The following is a 14,815-nucleotide window of genomic DNA, read 5'->3' on the forward strand; positions in this document are numbered from 1 at the left end:
CATCAAGTTTCGCTCCGCCCGAGGGCGGGCAGTGCGGCGGACCCGCGCCCAGTTGGCGCATCGCTTCTGAGTTCTCGCACCAGTTCTGTCTTGTCGCACCCGCTGTGCCAGGGCAGAAGGGGTGCGGGAGCACGGAAGTAGTGCGGGAAGCTTGCGGTTGAGCGGCGGGCTGGGTGGCGGACCGCGCCAATTGCCGCACTGCTTCTGTCTTCTCGCACCGGTTCTGTGGTCCCGCACCCCCTCTGCCCTGGCACAGCGGGTGCGGGAGCGCGGAAGTGGTGCGGGAAGGGTTGCGACTAGGCGGCGGAGTCGGCGATCGAGGTGGCTTCGCGGGCACCGTCTTCGAGGGCGCCGCAGCAGAGGATGACCCAGCTACCCACGGCTTCGGCTGTGCCGGTGCCGAAACCGGCGGCGGTGTCGAGGTAGGACTGGCGGCGGCGGAGCCAGAAAACTTCTGGCACGCCGAGGCTGTGCGGGTCCAGTCCACTGGACACCGCGACCAGGCGGGACGCGGCGCGCGCCACCACACCGTCGGCGGTGCCGAAGGGTCGCAGGGCAAGCAGCTCGCCGTGCACCACGGCGGCGAGCACCGGGGCGGGCGCGCGGGAACCGACGACCGTCTGCGCGAGGAGATCGAGACGCTCTGCCACTCCCCCGTCCGCGCGCGGCCTGCCGAGCAGCTCTTCGTCGGCAACCAGATCCGCGGCGGCAAGTAGGTGCAGACGAGCAAGGGCCTGCAATGGTGCCCGCTGCCAGGTGCCGACCAAGTTGCGCAACGCGTCGCCGTCCAGCGCCTGACCGACTCGCAACGATCCGGCCAGGATCGGATCGGCGACGTTGCCGTCGGCGGGGAGTTCGGTGCTGCCGCCGTCGATGGCGGCGGACGAGCGGGCCGCCCGCACCGCGGCCTCGGCGGCGGTGGTCGGCCAGCCGCGACGATTCGCTTTGTGCCGGTGCACCGCGGCGAGCGCGTCCCTGGCACGGTCGGCGGCGGCACGCACGCCAGGCAGATCGACGAGGGGCTGTAGCGGATCGGTCACGGCATACGAGGCTACTTGCGGGGCGCAGAGTGCCGGGCGATGGACTCCTCGATCTCGGCCAGCATCCGCAGCTGCACCGGCGTCAGCAGATCGGTGAAACGGTGGCGCACCGAGGCGTGATGCGCGGGGGCCGCGGTCTCGAGGGCGCGCCGACCGGCGGCGGTGAGCAGCACGTCGTCGCCGCGGCCGTCCCGCTCGCACGGCTCGCGGGCGATCAATTCGCGCCGCTCCATCCGGCCGAGCTGCCGGGACAGTCTGCTGTGCGGCCAGCGCATGTGGGCGGCGAGGCCGCTCACCCGGACGCACTCCGCGGTCTCGGCGACCTCGGCCACCGCGGCGAGCACGTCGTAGTCGGGCATCGACAGACCGGTGCTGCGCTCCAGATCGCGGGCGATCTCGGCGTCCACGAGCAGACGCATCCGTTGATACGCCGCCCAGCCTTCCTCGGCGGCCCGGCGCTGGGGCGATCCGAGCGCGGCAGATTCAGGCGCAGCAGTTCCGGGCGCAGCAGATCCAGGCGCGGCAGATCCGGCCGCAGCAGATCCAGCCCCGACAGATCCAGGCGCGGCAGGCCCAGACGCGGCAGATCCGACCGCGGCAGGTCCAGGCACGGCAGCTCCGAGCGCGACAGGTCCAGACACGGTGGATTCGGTCATGCACCCAGTCTAACGCGACTTGTTTACATGTAACGAATCTTCGGCTACGGTTCTCGTTACATGTAACACACCTGGAGGATGTACAGATGCAGGGCAACGAGCGGATCGTCGAAGTCAATGGAATTCGCCTGTGCACAGAGAGTTTCGGCGATTCGACGTTGCCGCCACTGCTGTTGATCCACGGTGCCGCGGAATCCATGCTCGCGTGGGAACCCGGCTTCATCACCGGGCTGGTCGAGGGTGGACGACGAGTGATCCGGTACGACACAAGGGATTCCGGGCAATCCACCACCTTCCCGGTCGGGGCACCCGGCTACGATCTGCGCACGCTGGTCGCCGACGCGGTCGGCCTGCTGGACGCACTCGGCATCGAACGCGCACATATCTTCGGCATGTCCCAGGGCGCGGCCACCGCCCAGCTCATCGCGCTCGATCACCCCGATCGGGTGCTCTCGCTGGTCCTCGCCTCCGCGTCGCCGGGCGGCCCCGGCCATCAGAACCCGGACCTGCCGGGGATGACTCCCGAACTGCTGGCGTACTTCTCGGCCGAGGCCCCGGTACCCGACTGGTCGGACCGCGCCGCAGTCGTCGAGTACCTGGTCGAATCCGAGCGCCCGTTCGCGGCGGCGAGCCGCGTCTTCGATACCGCACACCGCACCGAGCTGGCGGCCCAGGTGGTCGAGCGGGCAGCCGATATCGCGGCGCAGCTGACCAATCCGTTCCTGCTGGACGCCGGTGCGCCGTGGCGGGATCGGCTCGGCGACATCACCGCGCCGACGCTGGTGCTGCACGGCACCGAGGACCCGCTGTTCCCGCTCGAGCACGGAAAGGCTTTGGCCGCAGCGATTCCCGGCGCGGAACTGCTGCCCTTGCCGGAGACCGGACACCAGGTGCCCCCGCCGTGGCAGTGGGATGCGGTCGTGCCCGCCCTGCTGGCGCACACGGCCCGGAGCTGAGGGCTCAGCACCCGGACGGGCCACACACGACCCGGCATACTGCGGGCGAACGCCTTGCCCGATCGCGAGCACCTGCGGCCGAAGGTCGAGCTCAGGCCGAGAACGAGAAAGCGGCTCACCCCGTAGCAGGGTGAGCCGCTGACCTCCGACGAGCTGATCCTCAGCCCGCCAACGTTTCTCAGCCGGCCAGCAGATCCCGGCCGGGGATGGCGTCGAGCAGCCGCCGGGTGTACTCCTCCCGGGGCGAGTCGAAGACCTCCTGGGTGGAAGCCGCCTCGACCACCTTGCCGCTCTGCATGACCAGCACGTCATCGGCGATCTGGCGGACCACCGCGAGATCGTGGGTGATGAACACGTAGGACAGGCCGAGTTCGGCTTGCAGGTCGTTCAGCAGCCGCAGGATCTGCGCCTGCACCAGCACGTCGAGCGCGGAGACCGCCTCGTCGCAGACCACGACCTCGGGCGAGAGCGCGAGCGCGCGGGCCACCGCGACGCGTTGGCGCTGACCGCCGGACAGCTCGTTGGGGTAGCGCCGCATCACCGAGGACGGCAGCGACACCTTCTCGAGCAGTTCGCGGACCGTCGCCTCGCGCTCCTTCGGAGTGCCGATGTCGTGCGTGCGCAACGGCTCTTCGATGGTGCGGAAGATCGAGTACATCGGGTCGAGCGAGCCGTACGGATCCTGGAAGATCGGCTGCACCCGCCGCCGGAACGCGAAGGCGCCCTTGCGATCCAGCTTCGCGACCTCTTTGCCGTCGAACAGCACCTTGCCCGAGGTCGGCTCGAGCAGGCCGAGAATCATCTGCGCCACGGTGGATTTGCCGGAACCGGACTCGCCGACGATCGCGGTGGTGGTGCCGCGCCGCAGCCGGAACGAAACATCCTGCACCGCAGTGAAATCCGTCGATTTCCAGGGCGTGCTGCCGCGGATCTGGAAGACCTTGGTGAGGTTCTCGACCACCACCACGTCGTCGGAGGCGGCCGCGATCTCGGTATCGGCCGCGGCGATCTGCTCGGCGACCTTCTCGGCCTGCTCGCGGATCTCGATGCGCTGCTTCACCGACGAAAGCCGCTGCGAGGCGAGCGAGGGCGCCGAATTCACCAGCCGCTTGGTGTACAGGTGCTGCGGCTCGCGCAGAATCTGTAGCGCGGGACCGGATTCCACCACCCGCCCGCGGTACATCACCACCAGGTGTTCCGCGCGCTCGGCGGCCAGGCCGAGGTCGTGGGTGATCAACAGGACGGCGGTGCCGAGTTCGGCGGTGAGACCGTCGAGGTGGTCCAGGATCTGCCGCTGCACGGTGACGTCCAGCGCCGAGGTGGGTTCGTCGGCGATGAGCAGCTTGGGCCGGCAGGCCAGGCCGATGGCGATGAGCGCGCGCTGGCGCATACCGCCGGAGAACTCGTGCGGGTACTGGTTCACCCGCCGGCCGGCGTCGGACATGCCCGCCTCTTCGAGCAGTTCGATCGCCCGCTGCTTGGCTGCCTTGCCCTTGGCGATGCCGTTGGCCTCCAACGTCTCCCGGATCTGGAAGCCGATCTTCCACACCGGGTTGAGGTTCGACATCGGGTCCTGCGGCACCAGGCCGATGCCGTTGCCGCGCACCGCGATGACGTCCTTCTTGGAGGCCGTCGCGAGGTCCTTGCCGTCGAACAGGATCGAGCCGGAGGTGACCTTGCCGGTACCGGGCAGCAGATCGATGATCGCGTGCGCCGTGGTCGACTTACCCGAACCCGACTCGCCGACGATCGCGACCGTCTGGCCGGGGTACACCTGCAGATTCACATCCCGAACCGCAGGAATCTTCTTCCCCTCGGACGTGAAACAGACGTTGAGATCCTTGATTTCGAGTAGCGGCGTTTCCGCGCTCATCGCTTCCTCGCCTTCGGGTCGAGGGCATCGCGCACCGCGTCGCCCAGCATGATGAAGCTCAGCACGGTGAGCGCCAAAGCCGTTGCGGGATAGAACAGGATCGCCGAGGTGCGGATCTCCTTCTGCCCCGAGGAGATATCGGAGCCCCAGGACACGATGGTGCGCGGCAACCCGACGCCGAGGTAGGACAGCGTGGCCTCGGTGACGATGAAGACGCCGAGCCAGATCGTGGTGACCACGATCAGCGGACCCGCCGCGTTCGGCAGCACGTGCCGGATCAGCGTGCGTATCCGCGAGACACCCAAAGCCTTTGCCGCCGTGACGTAATCGCTGTTTTTCGCCTGGATCACCGCGCTGCGGGCGATCCGGGCCGCCTGCGGCCAGGTGAACGAGGCGAGGATGAGGATGACGGTCCAGATGGTGCGGTCGTCGAGCAGCTGCATGATCACGATCGCGGCGAGCATCAGCGGGATCGCGTAGAAGATCTCCGAGACGCGCGAGACGATCGAGTCGAGCAGGCCGCCGTAGAAGCCGGACAGCGCGCCGAGGATGCCGCCGATCAACACGAACATGATCGTCGAGCCGACGCCCGCCATCACCGAAGCCCGTGCGCCGTAGACGGTTCGGGCGTAGATGTCGCAGCCCTGCTTGTCGAAGCCGAACGGGTGACCCGCACCGCGCGGGTCCATGCTGAAGTCGCCGTTGCAGTAGCGCGGATCCTGGCTGGTGAACAGGCCCGGCCAGATCACGACGACCAGGATGAACAGGATCATCAGCGCCGCGACGATGAAGATCGGGTTGCGCCGCAACTGCCGCCACGCGTCGTACCAGATGCTGGTCGGAGAGCCGCCGTCGACGACCATGTCGGTGGCGAGCACCTCGACCTCGTCCGGCGGTGCGACGAAGTAGACCTGCCTGCCCCGCGCCGCGCTGTCGGCGAGGTCGATTCCTTTTTCGAGGTCAGGCATAGCGGATCCTCGGGTCGAGTGCGGCGTACAAGAGGTCTACGACCAGGTTCGAGACCAGGAAGATGATGATCAGCACGGTCACGAACGAGACGACCGTGGGCGGCTCGCCGCGGGTGATCGCCTGATACATCGTGCCGCCGACGCCGGGAATGTTGAAGATCCCCTCGGTGACGATGGCGCCGCCCATCAGCGCGCCGAGATCGGCGCCGAGGAAGGTGACCACCGGGATCATCGAGTTGCGCAGGATGTGCACGGTGACGACCCGGCGCCGGCTCAGGCCCTTGGCCGTGGCGGTGCGCACGAAGTCGGCGGTCATGTTCTCCGCCACCGAGTTCCGGGTCAGGCGCAGCACATACGCGAACGACAGTGACCCGAGCACGAAGGCCGGGACGAGCAGTTCGGTGAAACTCGCTTTACCGGTGACGGTCACCGGTGCGATCCCCCACTTCACGCCGAGCAGGAACTGGGCGAGGAAGCCGACCACGAAGATCGGGACGGCGATCACGATCAGGCTGATGACGAGCATCGTCGAGTCGAAGAGCTTGCCCTTGCGCAGGCCGGCGACCAGACCGAACACGACGCCGAAGACGGCCTCGATGAACACGGCCATGAAGGCGAGCTTGATCGTGATCGGGAAGGCCCGCGCGAGTTCGTCGCGGACCGGCCTGCCGGAGAAGGCAGTGCCGAAGTCGAACGTCAGAATGCCCTTCAGGTACAGCAGGTACTGCATGAAGAAGGGCTGGTCGAGGTGGTACCGGGCGCGCAACTGCGCCTCCACCGCGGGGGTCATCGGTTTGTCGCCGGCGAGGGCGTGGATCGGGTCGCCGGGGACGAGGAATACCAGGGCATAGATGAGCAGCGTCGCCCCGAGGAACACGGGGATCATCTGGAGCAGACGCCGCACGACATACCAGGCCATTTCGTCTCCTGGGTCGGAGATGAGCCGCGCCGCCGGAGCAGGCGCGGCTCATCTGGCGGCTACTTCTCGATGTTCTCGAAGTCGAACAGACCGTTCCAGGCGAGGTTCGCCTTCACCTTCTCGGAGCGGCCCGCGGCGGCGATGTAGTCCAGCACCGGGATGTCGGCCATCTGGCTGAGCATCATGGTCTGCGCCTGCGCGACGATCTTGTAGGACTCCTCCTGCGTCGGCGCGGCCAGCGCGGCGTCGAGCAGCTTGTCGAACTCGGGGACCTTCCAGTCGACGTTGTTCGTCTCGGAGTAGCTGTAGTACTGCGAGGTGAGGAACTGCAGCATGGTCGGGTAGTCGCCCTGCCAGCCGTAGCGGAACGCCTTGTTGATGGTCTTGGCGTTGACCTCGTCGCGGATGTTCTTGAACGTCGGGTACGGGGTGCCGATGGCGTCGATGCCCAGGGTGTTCTTGATGCTGTTCGCGACCGCTTCGATCCAGGCCTGGTGGCCGCCGTCGGAGTTGTAGGCGATCTCGTAGCGACCCGACCACGGCGACATGGCGTCTGCCTGGGCCCACAGCTTCTTGGCCTCGTCCGGGTTGAACTTCAGGAACTCCGAGCCCGGCAGGTCACCGCGGAAGCCCGGCAGCGAGGCGGAGGTGAAGTCCCGCGCCGGCAGGCGGGTGCCGTGGAAGATGTTCTGGCAGATCTGCTCTCGGTTGATCGCCATGGACAGGGCCTTGCGGCGCAGCACGCCTTCTTCACCGCTGAAGTGCGGGACGTTGGCCTGGATGCCGATGTGCTGGTTCTGCGCGGTCGGCTTGGTGATCGCGCGGTCGCCCAGGTCCTTCTCGTAGGAGGTGATCGCGCTGTCCGGGATCGTGTCGAGGGTGTCGAGGTTGCCCGCCTGCAGGTCCGCGTACGCCGTGTCGAACGACTGGTACATCACGAAGCGCAGGCCCTTGTTCTTCGGCGCGCGGCCACCCTTGTAGTCCGGGTTCGGCACCAGGTCGATCTGCACGTTGTGCTGCCAGGCGCCTTCGTGCGCGAACTTGTACGGGCCGTTGCCGATCGGGTTCTCACCGAAGGCCTTCATGTCCTTGAAGGCCGCTTCGGGCAGCGGGTAGAACGGCGCGTAGCCGAGCTCGGTCTCGAAGTCGATCGAGGGCGACTTGAGCTCGACGGTGAAGGTGCGATCGTCGACGACTTTCAGGCCCTTCATCGTCTGAGCCGTCGGCTTCTCCGCCGACACCTCCTCGAAGCCCAGGATCGGGGTGAACACGTAGCTCTGCAGCTGGGCGTTGGTACCGAGGGCGCCATAGTTCCACGCGTCGACGAACGACTTCGCCTTCACCGTGGTGCCGTCGGAGAACTTCCAGTCCGGCTTGATGGTGATCTTGTAGGTCTTGCGGTCGGTCGTCTCGATCTTCTCGGCCATCTCGTCGTGCGCCACGCCGTTGCCGTCGTAGTACTTGAGACCCGCGAACAGCCGGTCGACGACTCGCCCACCCATGTTCTCGTTGGTGTTGGTCGGTACCAACGGGTTCTGCGGTTCACCACCATTGGTCGTGACGATGCTCGCGTCGGCGCTGTCGTCCGACGAACAAGCTGCCAGTCCGAGGCTTGTGGCCAGTAGTGCTGCCGCAGTCAGCGCCATTGCTCTGTTGAATCTCAACGCGTTCTCCCGTTTTCGAGAAGGGCGGAGCCTGGTGGCACGCGTTGAGGTCAACCAGGCGCATGCCGGCACGATCCGCCTTGGGTGCCTCGGAGATTATCCACCTGGAAGGGACTCTGTCAGCAGATTGACCAGAGTTCGTTCCACTAATTACCAATTCGGCAACATCGCCGAAACACGAAAAACATCGCGCGAAAACGGCCGATCTGCCGAAACATTGCCTCCGTATGGGGCCTTCCGGCGTCTCCCTGACACCCCCTCATCGCTGCGGATCGCGCAACGGCGTGACGGCACGGAAACCCGGTGGACACACCGGACGCGGCGTAGGTCACAGTTGTCTACTGTCGAACTGGCTGCGTTTGAATCGTGGGCTCAGGCTACGTGGAAAGAAGAAGCGAGATGACCGAAACAGCCGACCACAGGGACTCGTACCCGCCCGCCGCGGACTTCGCGGCCGCGGCGAACGCCGACGCCGCGCTGTACCAGCGAGGTTCGGCCGATCGCGACGCGTTCTGGGCCGAGCAGGCCGATCGTTTGCATTGGCACGAGCGGTGGCATCAGGTGCTGGACTGGACCGACGCGCCGGTCGCCAAGTGGTTCGTCGGCGGCAAGCTGAACGTCGCCTACAACTGCGTCGACCGGCACGTGCTCGACGGACACGGCGACCAGGTCGCCATCCACTGGGAAGGCGAGCCCGGCGACTCCCGCGACATCACCTACCGTGAGCTGCTCGCCGAGGTGAGCCGGGCCGCGAACTATCTGACCGAGCTCGGTCTCGAGGCGGGCGACCGGGTCGCGATCTACATGCCGATGGTGCCCGAGGCGATCGTCTCGATGCTGGCCTGCGCCCGGCTCGGCCTCACCCACTCGGTGGTCTTCGCGGGCTTCTCCCCCACCGCTCTGCGCCAACGCGTCGACGACGCCGAAGCCCGGTTGATCATCACCACCGACGGGCAATGGCGGCGTGGGAAGGCCGCGCCGCTGAAGGAAGCTGTGGACGAGGCGCTCGGCGGGGCGCCCGCCACGGTGGAGCACGTATTGGTGGTGCGGCGCACCGGAATCGAGGTGCCGTGGACCGACGGCCGCGACCTCTGGTGGCACGACACGGTCACCGATGCCTCGCCGGAGCACGAGGCGCAGGCCTTCGACGCCGAGCACCCCCTGTTCATCCTCTACACCTCCGGCACCACCGGAAAACCCAAGGGCATCCTGCACACCAGCGGCGGCTACCTCACCCAGACCGCCTACACCCACCACAACGTCTTCGACCACAAAGCCGGACAAGACGTCTACTGGTGCACCGCCGACATCGGCTGGGTCACCGGCCACAGCTACATCGTCTACGGACCACTGGCCAACCGCGCCACCCAGGTCGTCTACGAGGGCACCCCGAACTCGCCCGACGAGCACCGGCATTTCCGGATCATCGAAAAGTACGGCGTCAGCATCTATTACACGGCGCCGACGCTGGTCCGCACCTTCATGAAATGGGGTCGCGAGATCCCGGCCGCGCACGATCTGTCCAGCATCCGGCTGCTCGGTTCGGTCGGTGAGCCGATCAACCCGGAGGCCTGGCGCTGGTACCGCGACACCATCGGCGCGGGCCGCACGCCGATCGTGGACACCTGGTGGCAGACCGAGACCGGTTCGATCATGATCTCGCCGCTGCCCGGCGTCACCGCCGCCAAGCCCGGCGCGGCCATGGCGCCGCTGCCCGGCATCTCGGCGCTGGTCGTCGACGAAGAGGGAAAGCCGGTGCAGCGCGGGGAAACCGAGGCCAACGGCTACCTGGTGCTCGACCAGCCGTGGCCGTCGATGCTGCGCGGCATCTGGGGCGACATGGAGCGGTACCGGGCCACGTACTGGGAGCGCTACGCCGAGCAGGGCTGGTACTTCGCCGGCGACGGCGCGAAGCTCGACGCCGACGGCGACCTGTGGGTGCTCGGCCGGGTCGACGACGTGATGAACGTGTCGGGCCACCGGATCTCCACCGCCGAGGTGGAATCGGCGCTGGTCGGGCACTCCGGGGTCGCCGAGGCCGCGGTGGTCGGGGCCAGCGACGAGACCACCGGCCAGGGCATCGTCGCGTTCGTCATCCTGACCGCGGAGACCCAGGACACCGGCAGCGCGCTGGTCGACGAGCTGAAGGCGGAGGTGTCGCGCGAGATCAGCCCGATCGCGCGGCCGCGGGAGATCCACGTGGTGCCCGAGCTGCCGAAGACGCGCAGCGGCAAGATCATGCGCCGGTTGCTGCGCGACGTCGCGGAGGGCCGCGAGCTCGGCGACACCTCGACGCTGGTCGATCCGAACGTCTTCGAGGCGATCCGGGCCAGCAAGTCATAATTCACGGAACCGCGGCACGCATGGTAAGGCCGGTGGCTGTTCTGGTCACCGGCTTCAACCGTTAGGATTGCGTAAGGTGTGCCGGGAAGTCTGGTCGGCATGCGGCCGTGCACCCGCAGCCGAGGCGGCGGGAGGGCGTGGTCGCAGCCCCGACCGACCCTGCCGAAAGGTTCCCCGTGATCACGCAAGTGCGCTCGGAACTGTCCCGCTATCTGCGCACCGAAACAGTCGGCGGCGCCATTCTGCTGATCGCCGCCGCGGTCGCGTTGCTGTGGGTGAACTCGCCGTGGGGCGGGAGTTACGTGACGATGACCGAGACGGTGCTCGCCATCCCGCCGCTGCACCTGGATCTCACCCTGGCCGACTGGACCAAAGATGGTCTGCTCGCCGTCTTCTTCTTCGTCGCGGGACTGGAACTCAAACGCGAACTCGTGGTCGGCGAGCTGGCCGACCCGAAACGCGCGGCCCTGCCGATCATCGCCGCGGTCGGCGGCGTGGTCACGCCCGCGCTCCTCGCCGTAGTGGTCGGGTTCGGCGTGCCCGGGATGGACCGAGCCTGGGCCATCCCGGTCGCCACCGATATCGCGTTCGCGCTGGCGGTGCTCGCCATGACGGGTTCCCGTATCCCGGCGAGCGCGCGGGTCTTCCTGCTGAGCCTGGCGGTGGTCGACGATCTGATGGCCATCACCGTGATCGCCGTGCTGTTCACCACGACGCTGGCGCTGCTGTGGCTGCTGACCGCCGCGGCCTGCTTCGCGCTGTGGGCGCTGGCCCAGCACAAGCGGCTCCGTACCCCGTGGCTGTACGTGCCGCTGGCACTGGTCGCCTGGTACGCGCTGCACGAGGCGGGCATCCACCCGACCCTGGCCGGGGTGATCCTCGGCCTGCTCACCAGGGTGCGCCTCGACCCCGGGGAAGAAGAGGCGCCGGCCACTCGGCTCGAGCATCTGATCCAGCCGATCTCGGCCGGCGTGTGCGTCCCGTTGTTCGCATTGTTCGCCTCCGGAGTTCCGTTGGACGCCAAGGTGTTCGGCGAGCTGTTCAGCGACAGGCTGGCGCTGGCGGTAATTCTCGGGTTGCTGCTCGGCAAGACCCTGGGCATCTTCGGGATCAGTTGGCTCGCAATCCGGTTCGGCGTGGCCAAGCGGCCCGCCGGGCTCGGGTATCGCGACATGTTCGCCCTGTCGGTGCTCGGCGCGATCGGCTTCACCGTTAGCCTTCTCGTGGCGGAACTCGCACTGGCCGATGTCGGCGACGGCTCGGCCGCGGAATTGGCGAAGGCCGCTGTGTTGGTCACATCAATGGCGGCGTCGCTCGCCGGTTCGGCGCTACTGTTGCGGCGAGGGCGTGTCCACCAGGCGCGTCGAGACGCGCGTGCGCTACAACGAGAAGACGAGGACGCAGTGCCGGGACAGGGAGAAGGGTCGACCAAGTGAGTTACACAAACGGCGGTAACGGGAACGACGCGCAGCGCGGTCGTACAGTGACCTCCATTCCCTTGTCCGACGCGAACCCCACCGGCAGCGCCAGCTTCGGCAGCCTCGTGCGCGACGCGACCGAGCAGATGTCGACGCTGGTCCGGGCCGAGGTCGCGCTCGCCAAAGCGGAGGTCACCGGCGAGATCAAGAAGGGGCTGCAGGGCAGCGTCTACTTCATCCTCGCGCTGACCGTCCTGCTGTTCAGCACGTTCTTCTTTTTCTTCTTCCTCGGCGAACTGCTCGACGTGTGGCTGGCCCGCTGGGCGGCCTTCCTGATCGTGTTCGCGCTGATGATCGTCGCGACCGCACTGCTGGCGCTGCTCGGCTATCTGCGGGTGAAGAAGCTGCGCGCACCGGAGAAGACGATCGACTCGCTCAAGCAGGCCCGCGCGGTGCTGCCGCACGGTCTCGGCGCGGCGGCGCACGAGGATCGTCCGGCGCTGACCCACGACGGCCGTCCCGCCCTGGACAAACCCGCTTCGTAACCGCTCGCTCGCGCGCGGATACCTCGACAACTAGGCTGCATCGGCGTGTCGTCGCACTCAATTCCGGATCCGTCCAGCGTCCGTTACGACGGTCCGTGGGCGCATCGGGACGTCCACGCCAACGGCATCCGCTTCCACGTGGTCGACGCGGCCCCGGACCGCACCGACGCCCCACTGGTCGTGTTGCTGCACGGGTTCGCCGACTTCTGGTGGTCCTGGCGCCATCAGCTCACCGGGCTGGCCGCGCACGGCTACCGGGCGGTGGCCGTCGATCTGCGCGGCTACGGCGACAGCGACAAACCGCCCCGCGGCTACGACGGCTGGACGCTGGCCGGCGATGTCGCGGGACTCATCCGCGCCCTCGGCTATCCCGACGCGACCCTGGTCGGGCACGCCGACGGCGGACTGGTCTGCTGGGCCACCGCGGTCCTGCATCCCCGGCTGGTCCGCTCGATCGCGGTGGTGAGTTCACCGCATCCCGCCGCCCTGAAGAGCGCGGTGCTGCACAACCGCCACCAGCGCGCGACCTGGCTGCCCAACTTCCTGCGCTACCAGCTGCCACGCTACGGCGAACGGCTATTGACCACAGGTGACGGCTTCGAAGCCGAACGACTGCTGCGGCAGCGGGTCAGCGGATCATGGTCGGGCACCACCGAATTCGTCGACACCGCCCGGCGGATGCGCTCGGCCATCCAGATCCCCGGCGCCGCGCACTGTGCGCTGGAGTATCAGCGCTGGGCCTTCCGCAGCCAGTGGCGGCCGGACGGCCGCCGGTTCATGGCCACCATGCGCGAACCGATCCGGATCCCGGTGTTGGCCATGCGCGGCGATCTGGATCCGTATGTGCTCGCCAGCACCTTCCGGCGCGGTCAGCATCTGTCCCCCAATCGGCAACTGACGCCCATCCCCGCCGCCGGACACTATGCGCACCAGGAGAATCCGGAGATGGTCACCGCGGAGCTGGCGAAACTGCTGGCATAACTTTCGGCGACGGCCACCGCGGGCCCGGGGCGGGCAGACGGTGTCCGTGTACGGCTTTGGTCCACATACGTCGGCGTCCGGGACTCACGCGCGTCCGGAATCCACACACGTCCCCGGTCCGCGCACGTTCAGGGTCTGCGGTGACCACGGATCCGCGCTGCGCCGCGTCACTGCACAACCAAAGCCCACGACTCGCGTCGACCGTTCAGCAAGACTCGAGGGCGGCCGCTCGGCGACCGCCCTCGAACCACGTCAGCTCAGCACGCAGGCTCCGGTGCCGACCGGGGCGTTCACGCCCGGTGCGGCGTCCAGCTGCGCACGGACCTCGGCCAGCGTCAGCACGTAGCCGGTGTCGTCGTCGGTGACGGCCGCACCGAACACGACGCCGAGCACGTGGCCTTCCGTATCGACCAGCGGCCCACCGGAATTGCCCGCGCGCACCAACCCGCGCACGGTGTAGACCTGCCGCTCCACCGTGCCGTCGCGGTAGATGTTCGGGCCCGTCAGATCCAGCGTCTCGCGCACCCGGGCCGCGCTGGCCGTGTAGCGCCCGCCGCCGGGATAACCGAGCACGATCGCGCTGTCACCGGACCGCGCAGGCGCCGGCGCCTGCTGGATCGGCGGGGCGGTCAGCCCCGGCACCGCGAGCACCGCGACGTCGGTCGACGGATCGAACAGCACCACGGTGGCGTCCAGCGGCCCGGTCGCCGAATCGACCTGGATGCTGGTGGTGCCCGCGACCACGTGCGCGTTGGTCATGATCCGCTCCGGGGCGATCACGAAACCCGAACCCTCCAGCGCCCGCTGGCAACTCGGCGCGACACCGCGGATGCGCAGCACGCTCTGCTGCAACGAGCCCGCGACCGGACTGCCGAGCACGCTCGCGTCCGGCGGCTCGACGGCCGCGATCGGCGCCCGGCCGAACGGGCCGATCACGTCCGGCAGGCCGGAGGTGTTGAGCAGCTTGGAGAACTCGTTGGGCAAGCGGCGCAACCAGTTCGGCGCCACCTGGTTGACGTCGGTGAGCACCCGGGAGCCGTTGATCGCCGTGGCGATCGACGGCTGCGACGAGGTGGCCAGCGGCAACGCGAGCAGCCACGCGGTGACCAGCACGGCCACCGCCTGCAACGCCGCGCCCACCACGCTGTCCACACTGCGGGTGAACGGATGCCGCATACCGCTGCGCGCGGCCCGGCCGAGCACCATGCCCGCGACCTCGCCGATGATCACCAGCAGCACGATGAGCAGCACACCGGTCAGCACCCGGGTGCGGCCCTCGTCGACATGGACCAGGATGTGCGGCGCGATCAGGATGCCCGCTACCGCGCCGAGCACGACGCCGAGGAAAGCCAGGGCGGAGGCCACCGCGCCCTGCCGCCACCCGGACGAGGCGGCCAGCAGCGCGAGCAGCACGACAGCGATATCGAGCCATGCGGATGAGCTCACCGACGC

12 protein-coding genes are annotated in these 14,815 nt (G+C 68.0%); 5 read left to right on the top strand and 7 right to left on the bottom strand.

The genetic code is table 11. The features are described from left to right. Nucleotides 1-296: 296 nt before the first annotated feature. Complete coding sequence (locus tag TY25_RS06930; protein ID WP_042254977.1) at nt 297-1,040, bottom strand: Fic family protein; 744 nt, start codon at nt 1,038-1,040, stop codon at nt 297-299. An 11-nt stretch (nt 1,041-1,051) separates the two neighbouring features. Then, nucleotides 1,052-1,459, bottom strand: a complete 408-nt coding sequence (locus tag TY25_RS06935; RefSeq protein ID WP_042254978.1) for a MarR family winged helix-turn-helix transcriptional regulator — start codon at nt 1,457-1,459, stop codon at nt 1,052-1,054. Nucleotides 1,460-1,782: 323 nt separating this feature from the next. Here TY25_RS06935 and TY25_RS06940 point away from each other — a divergent pair, with 323 nt between their 5' ends. Beyond that, complete coding sequence (locus TY25_RS06940; protein ID WP_042254979.1) at nt 1,783-2,652, top strand: alpha/beta fold hydrolase; 870 nt, start codon at nt 1,783-1,785, stop codon at nt 2,650-2,652. A gap of 178 nt (nt 2,653-2,830) precedes the next feature. Here TY25_RS06940 and TY25_RS06945 read toward each other — a convergent pair whose 3' ends face one another. Genes TY25_RS06945 through TY25_RS06960 form a run of 4 tightly spaced genes read right to left on the bottom strand, consistent with a single transcriptional unit; the run spans nt 2,831 to nt 8,058 of the window. Then, nucleotides 2,831-4,525: a dipeptide ABC transporter ATP-binding protein gene (locus TY25_RS06945; RefSeq protein ID WP_042254980.1), complete on the bottom strand. Its 1,695-nt coding sequence runs from the start codon at nt 4,523-4,525 to the stop codon at nt 2,831-2,833. Next, the gene (locus TY25_RS06950) at nt 4,522-5,493 is read right to left on the bottom strand and encodes an ABC transporter permease (protein ID WP_042254981.1); all 972 of its coding nucleotides are present in this window, start codon (nt 5,491-5,493) and stop codon (nt 4,522-4,524) included. Before TY25_RS06950 ends, TY25_RS06945 begins: the two co-directional genes overlap by 4 nt. Continuing rightward, nucleotides 5,486-6,412, bottom strand: a complete 927-nt coding sequence (locus TY25_RS06955; RefSeq protein ID WP_042254982.1) for an ABC transporter permease — start codon at nt 6,410-6,412, stop codon at nt 5,486-5,488. The genes TY25_RS06950 and TY25_RS06955 overlap by 8 nt, the downstream gene beginning before the upstream one ends. A gap of 59 nt (nt 6,413-6,471) precedes the next feature. Then, a complete protein-coding gene (locus TY25_RS06960) occupies nt 6,472-8,058 on the bottom strand; it encodes a peptide ABC transporter substrate-binding protein (RefSeq protein WP_042254983.1) in 1,587 nt (528 codons plus the stop codon). 417 nt (nt 8,059-8,475) lie between these two features. Between TY25_RS06960 and acs the strand changes: the two genes are divergently transcribed. The 4 genes from acs (at nt 8,476) to TY25_RS06980 (ending at nt 13,363) form a co-directional block, all read left to right on the top strand. Continuing rightward, nucleotides 8,476-10,419 carry an acetate--CoA ligase gene (gene acs / locus TY25_RS06965; RefSeq protein ID WP_042254985.1) on the top strand — a complete coding sequence of 648 codons (1,944 nt, stop codon included), beginning with the start codon at nt 8,476-8,478 and terminating at the stop codon, nt 10,417-10,419. A gap of 179 nt (nt 10,420-10,598) precedes the next feature. Continuing rightward, a complete protein-coding gene (nhaA, locus tag TY25_RS06970) occupies nt 10,599-11,855 on the top strand; it encodes a Na+/H+ antiporter NhaA (protein WP_226887518.1) in 1,257 nt (418 codons plus the stop codon). Beyond that, entirely contained in the window at nt 11,852-12,382 is a 531-nt protein-coding gene (locus TY25_RS06975) for a phage holin family protein (RefSeq protein WP_014981190.1), read from the top strand. Before nhaA ends, TY25_RS06975 begins: the two co-directional genes overlap by 4 nt. A 45-nt stretch (nt 12,383-12,427) precedes the next feature. Then, nucleotides 12,428-13,363, top strand: coding sequence for an alpha/beta fold hydrolase (locus TY25_RS06980; RefSeq protein ID WP_042254988.1), 936 nt, complete (start codon nt 12,428-12,430; stop codon nt 13,361-13,363). Nucleotides 13,364-13,615: 252 nt separating this feature from the next. Here TY25_RS06980 and TY25_RS06985 read toward each other — a convergent pair whose 3' ends face one another. Continuing rightward, entirely contained in the window at nt 13,616-14,809 is a 1,194-nt protein-coding gene (locus tag TY25_RS06985) for a MarP family serine protease (protein WP_042254989.1), read from the bottom strand. Nucleotides 14,810-14,815 lie beyond the last annotated feature (6 nt).

It is taken from the genome of Nocardia brasiliensis NBRC 14402 (assembly GCF_000308475.2).
Classification (GTDB): domain Bacteria; phylum Actinomycetota; class Actinomycetes; order Mycobacteriales; family Mycobacteriaceae; genus Nocardia; species Nocardia brasiliensis.

Coding starts and splice junctions, on each gene's coding strand:
- acs (WP_042254985.1), top strand. CDS start 8,476: ATGACCGAAACAGCCGACCACAGGGACTCGTACCCGCCCGCCGCGGAC.
- TY25_RS06935 (WP_042254978.1), bottom strand. CDS start 1,459: ATGCGTCTGCTCGTGGACGCCGAGATCGCCCGCGATCTGGAGCGCAGC.
- TY25_RS06945 (WP_042254980.1), bottom strand. CDS start 4,525: ATGAGCGCGGAAACGCCGCTACTCGAAATCAAGGATCTCAACGTCTGT.
- TY25_RS06960 (WP_042254983.1), bottom strand. CDS start 8,058: ATGGCGCTGACTGCGGCAGCACTACTGGCCACAAGCCTCGGACTGGCA.
- TY25_RS06940 (WP_042254979.1), top strand. CDS start 1,783: ATGCAGGGCAACGAGCGGATCGTCGAAGTCAATGGAATTCGCCTGTGC.
- TY25_RS06950 (WP_042254981.1), bottom strand. CDS start 5,493: ATGCCTGACCTCGAAAAAGGAATCGACCTCGCCGACAGCGCGGCGCGG.
- TY25_RS06955 (WP_042254982.1), bottom strand. CDS start 6,412: ATGGCCTGGTATGTCGTGCGGCGTCTGCTCCAGATGATCCCCGTGTTC.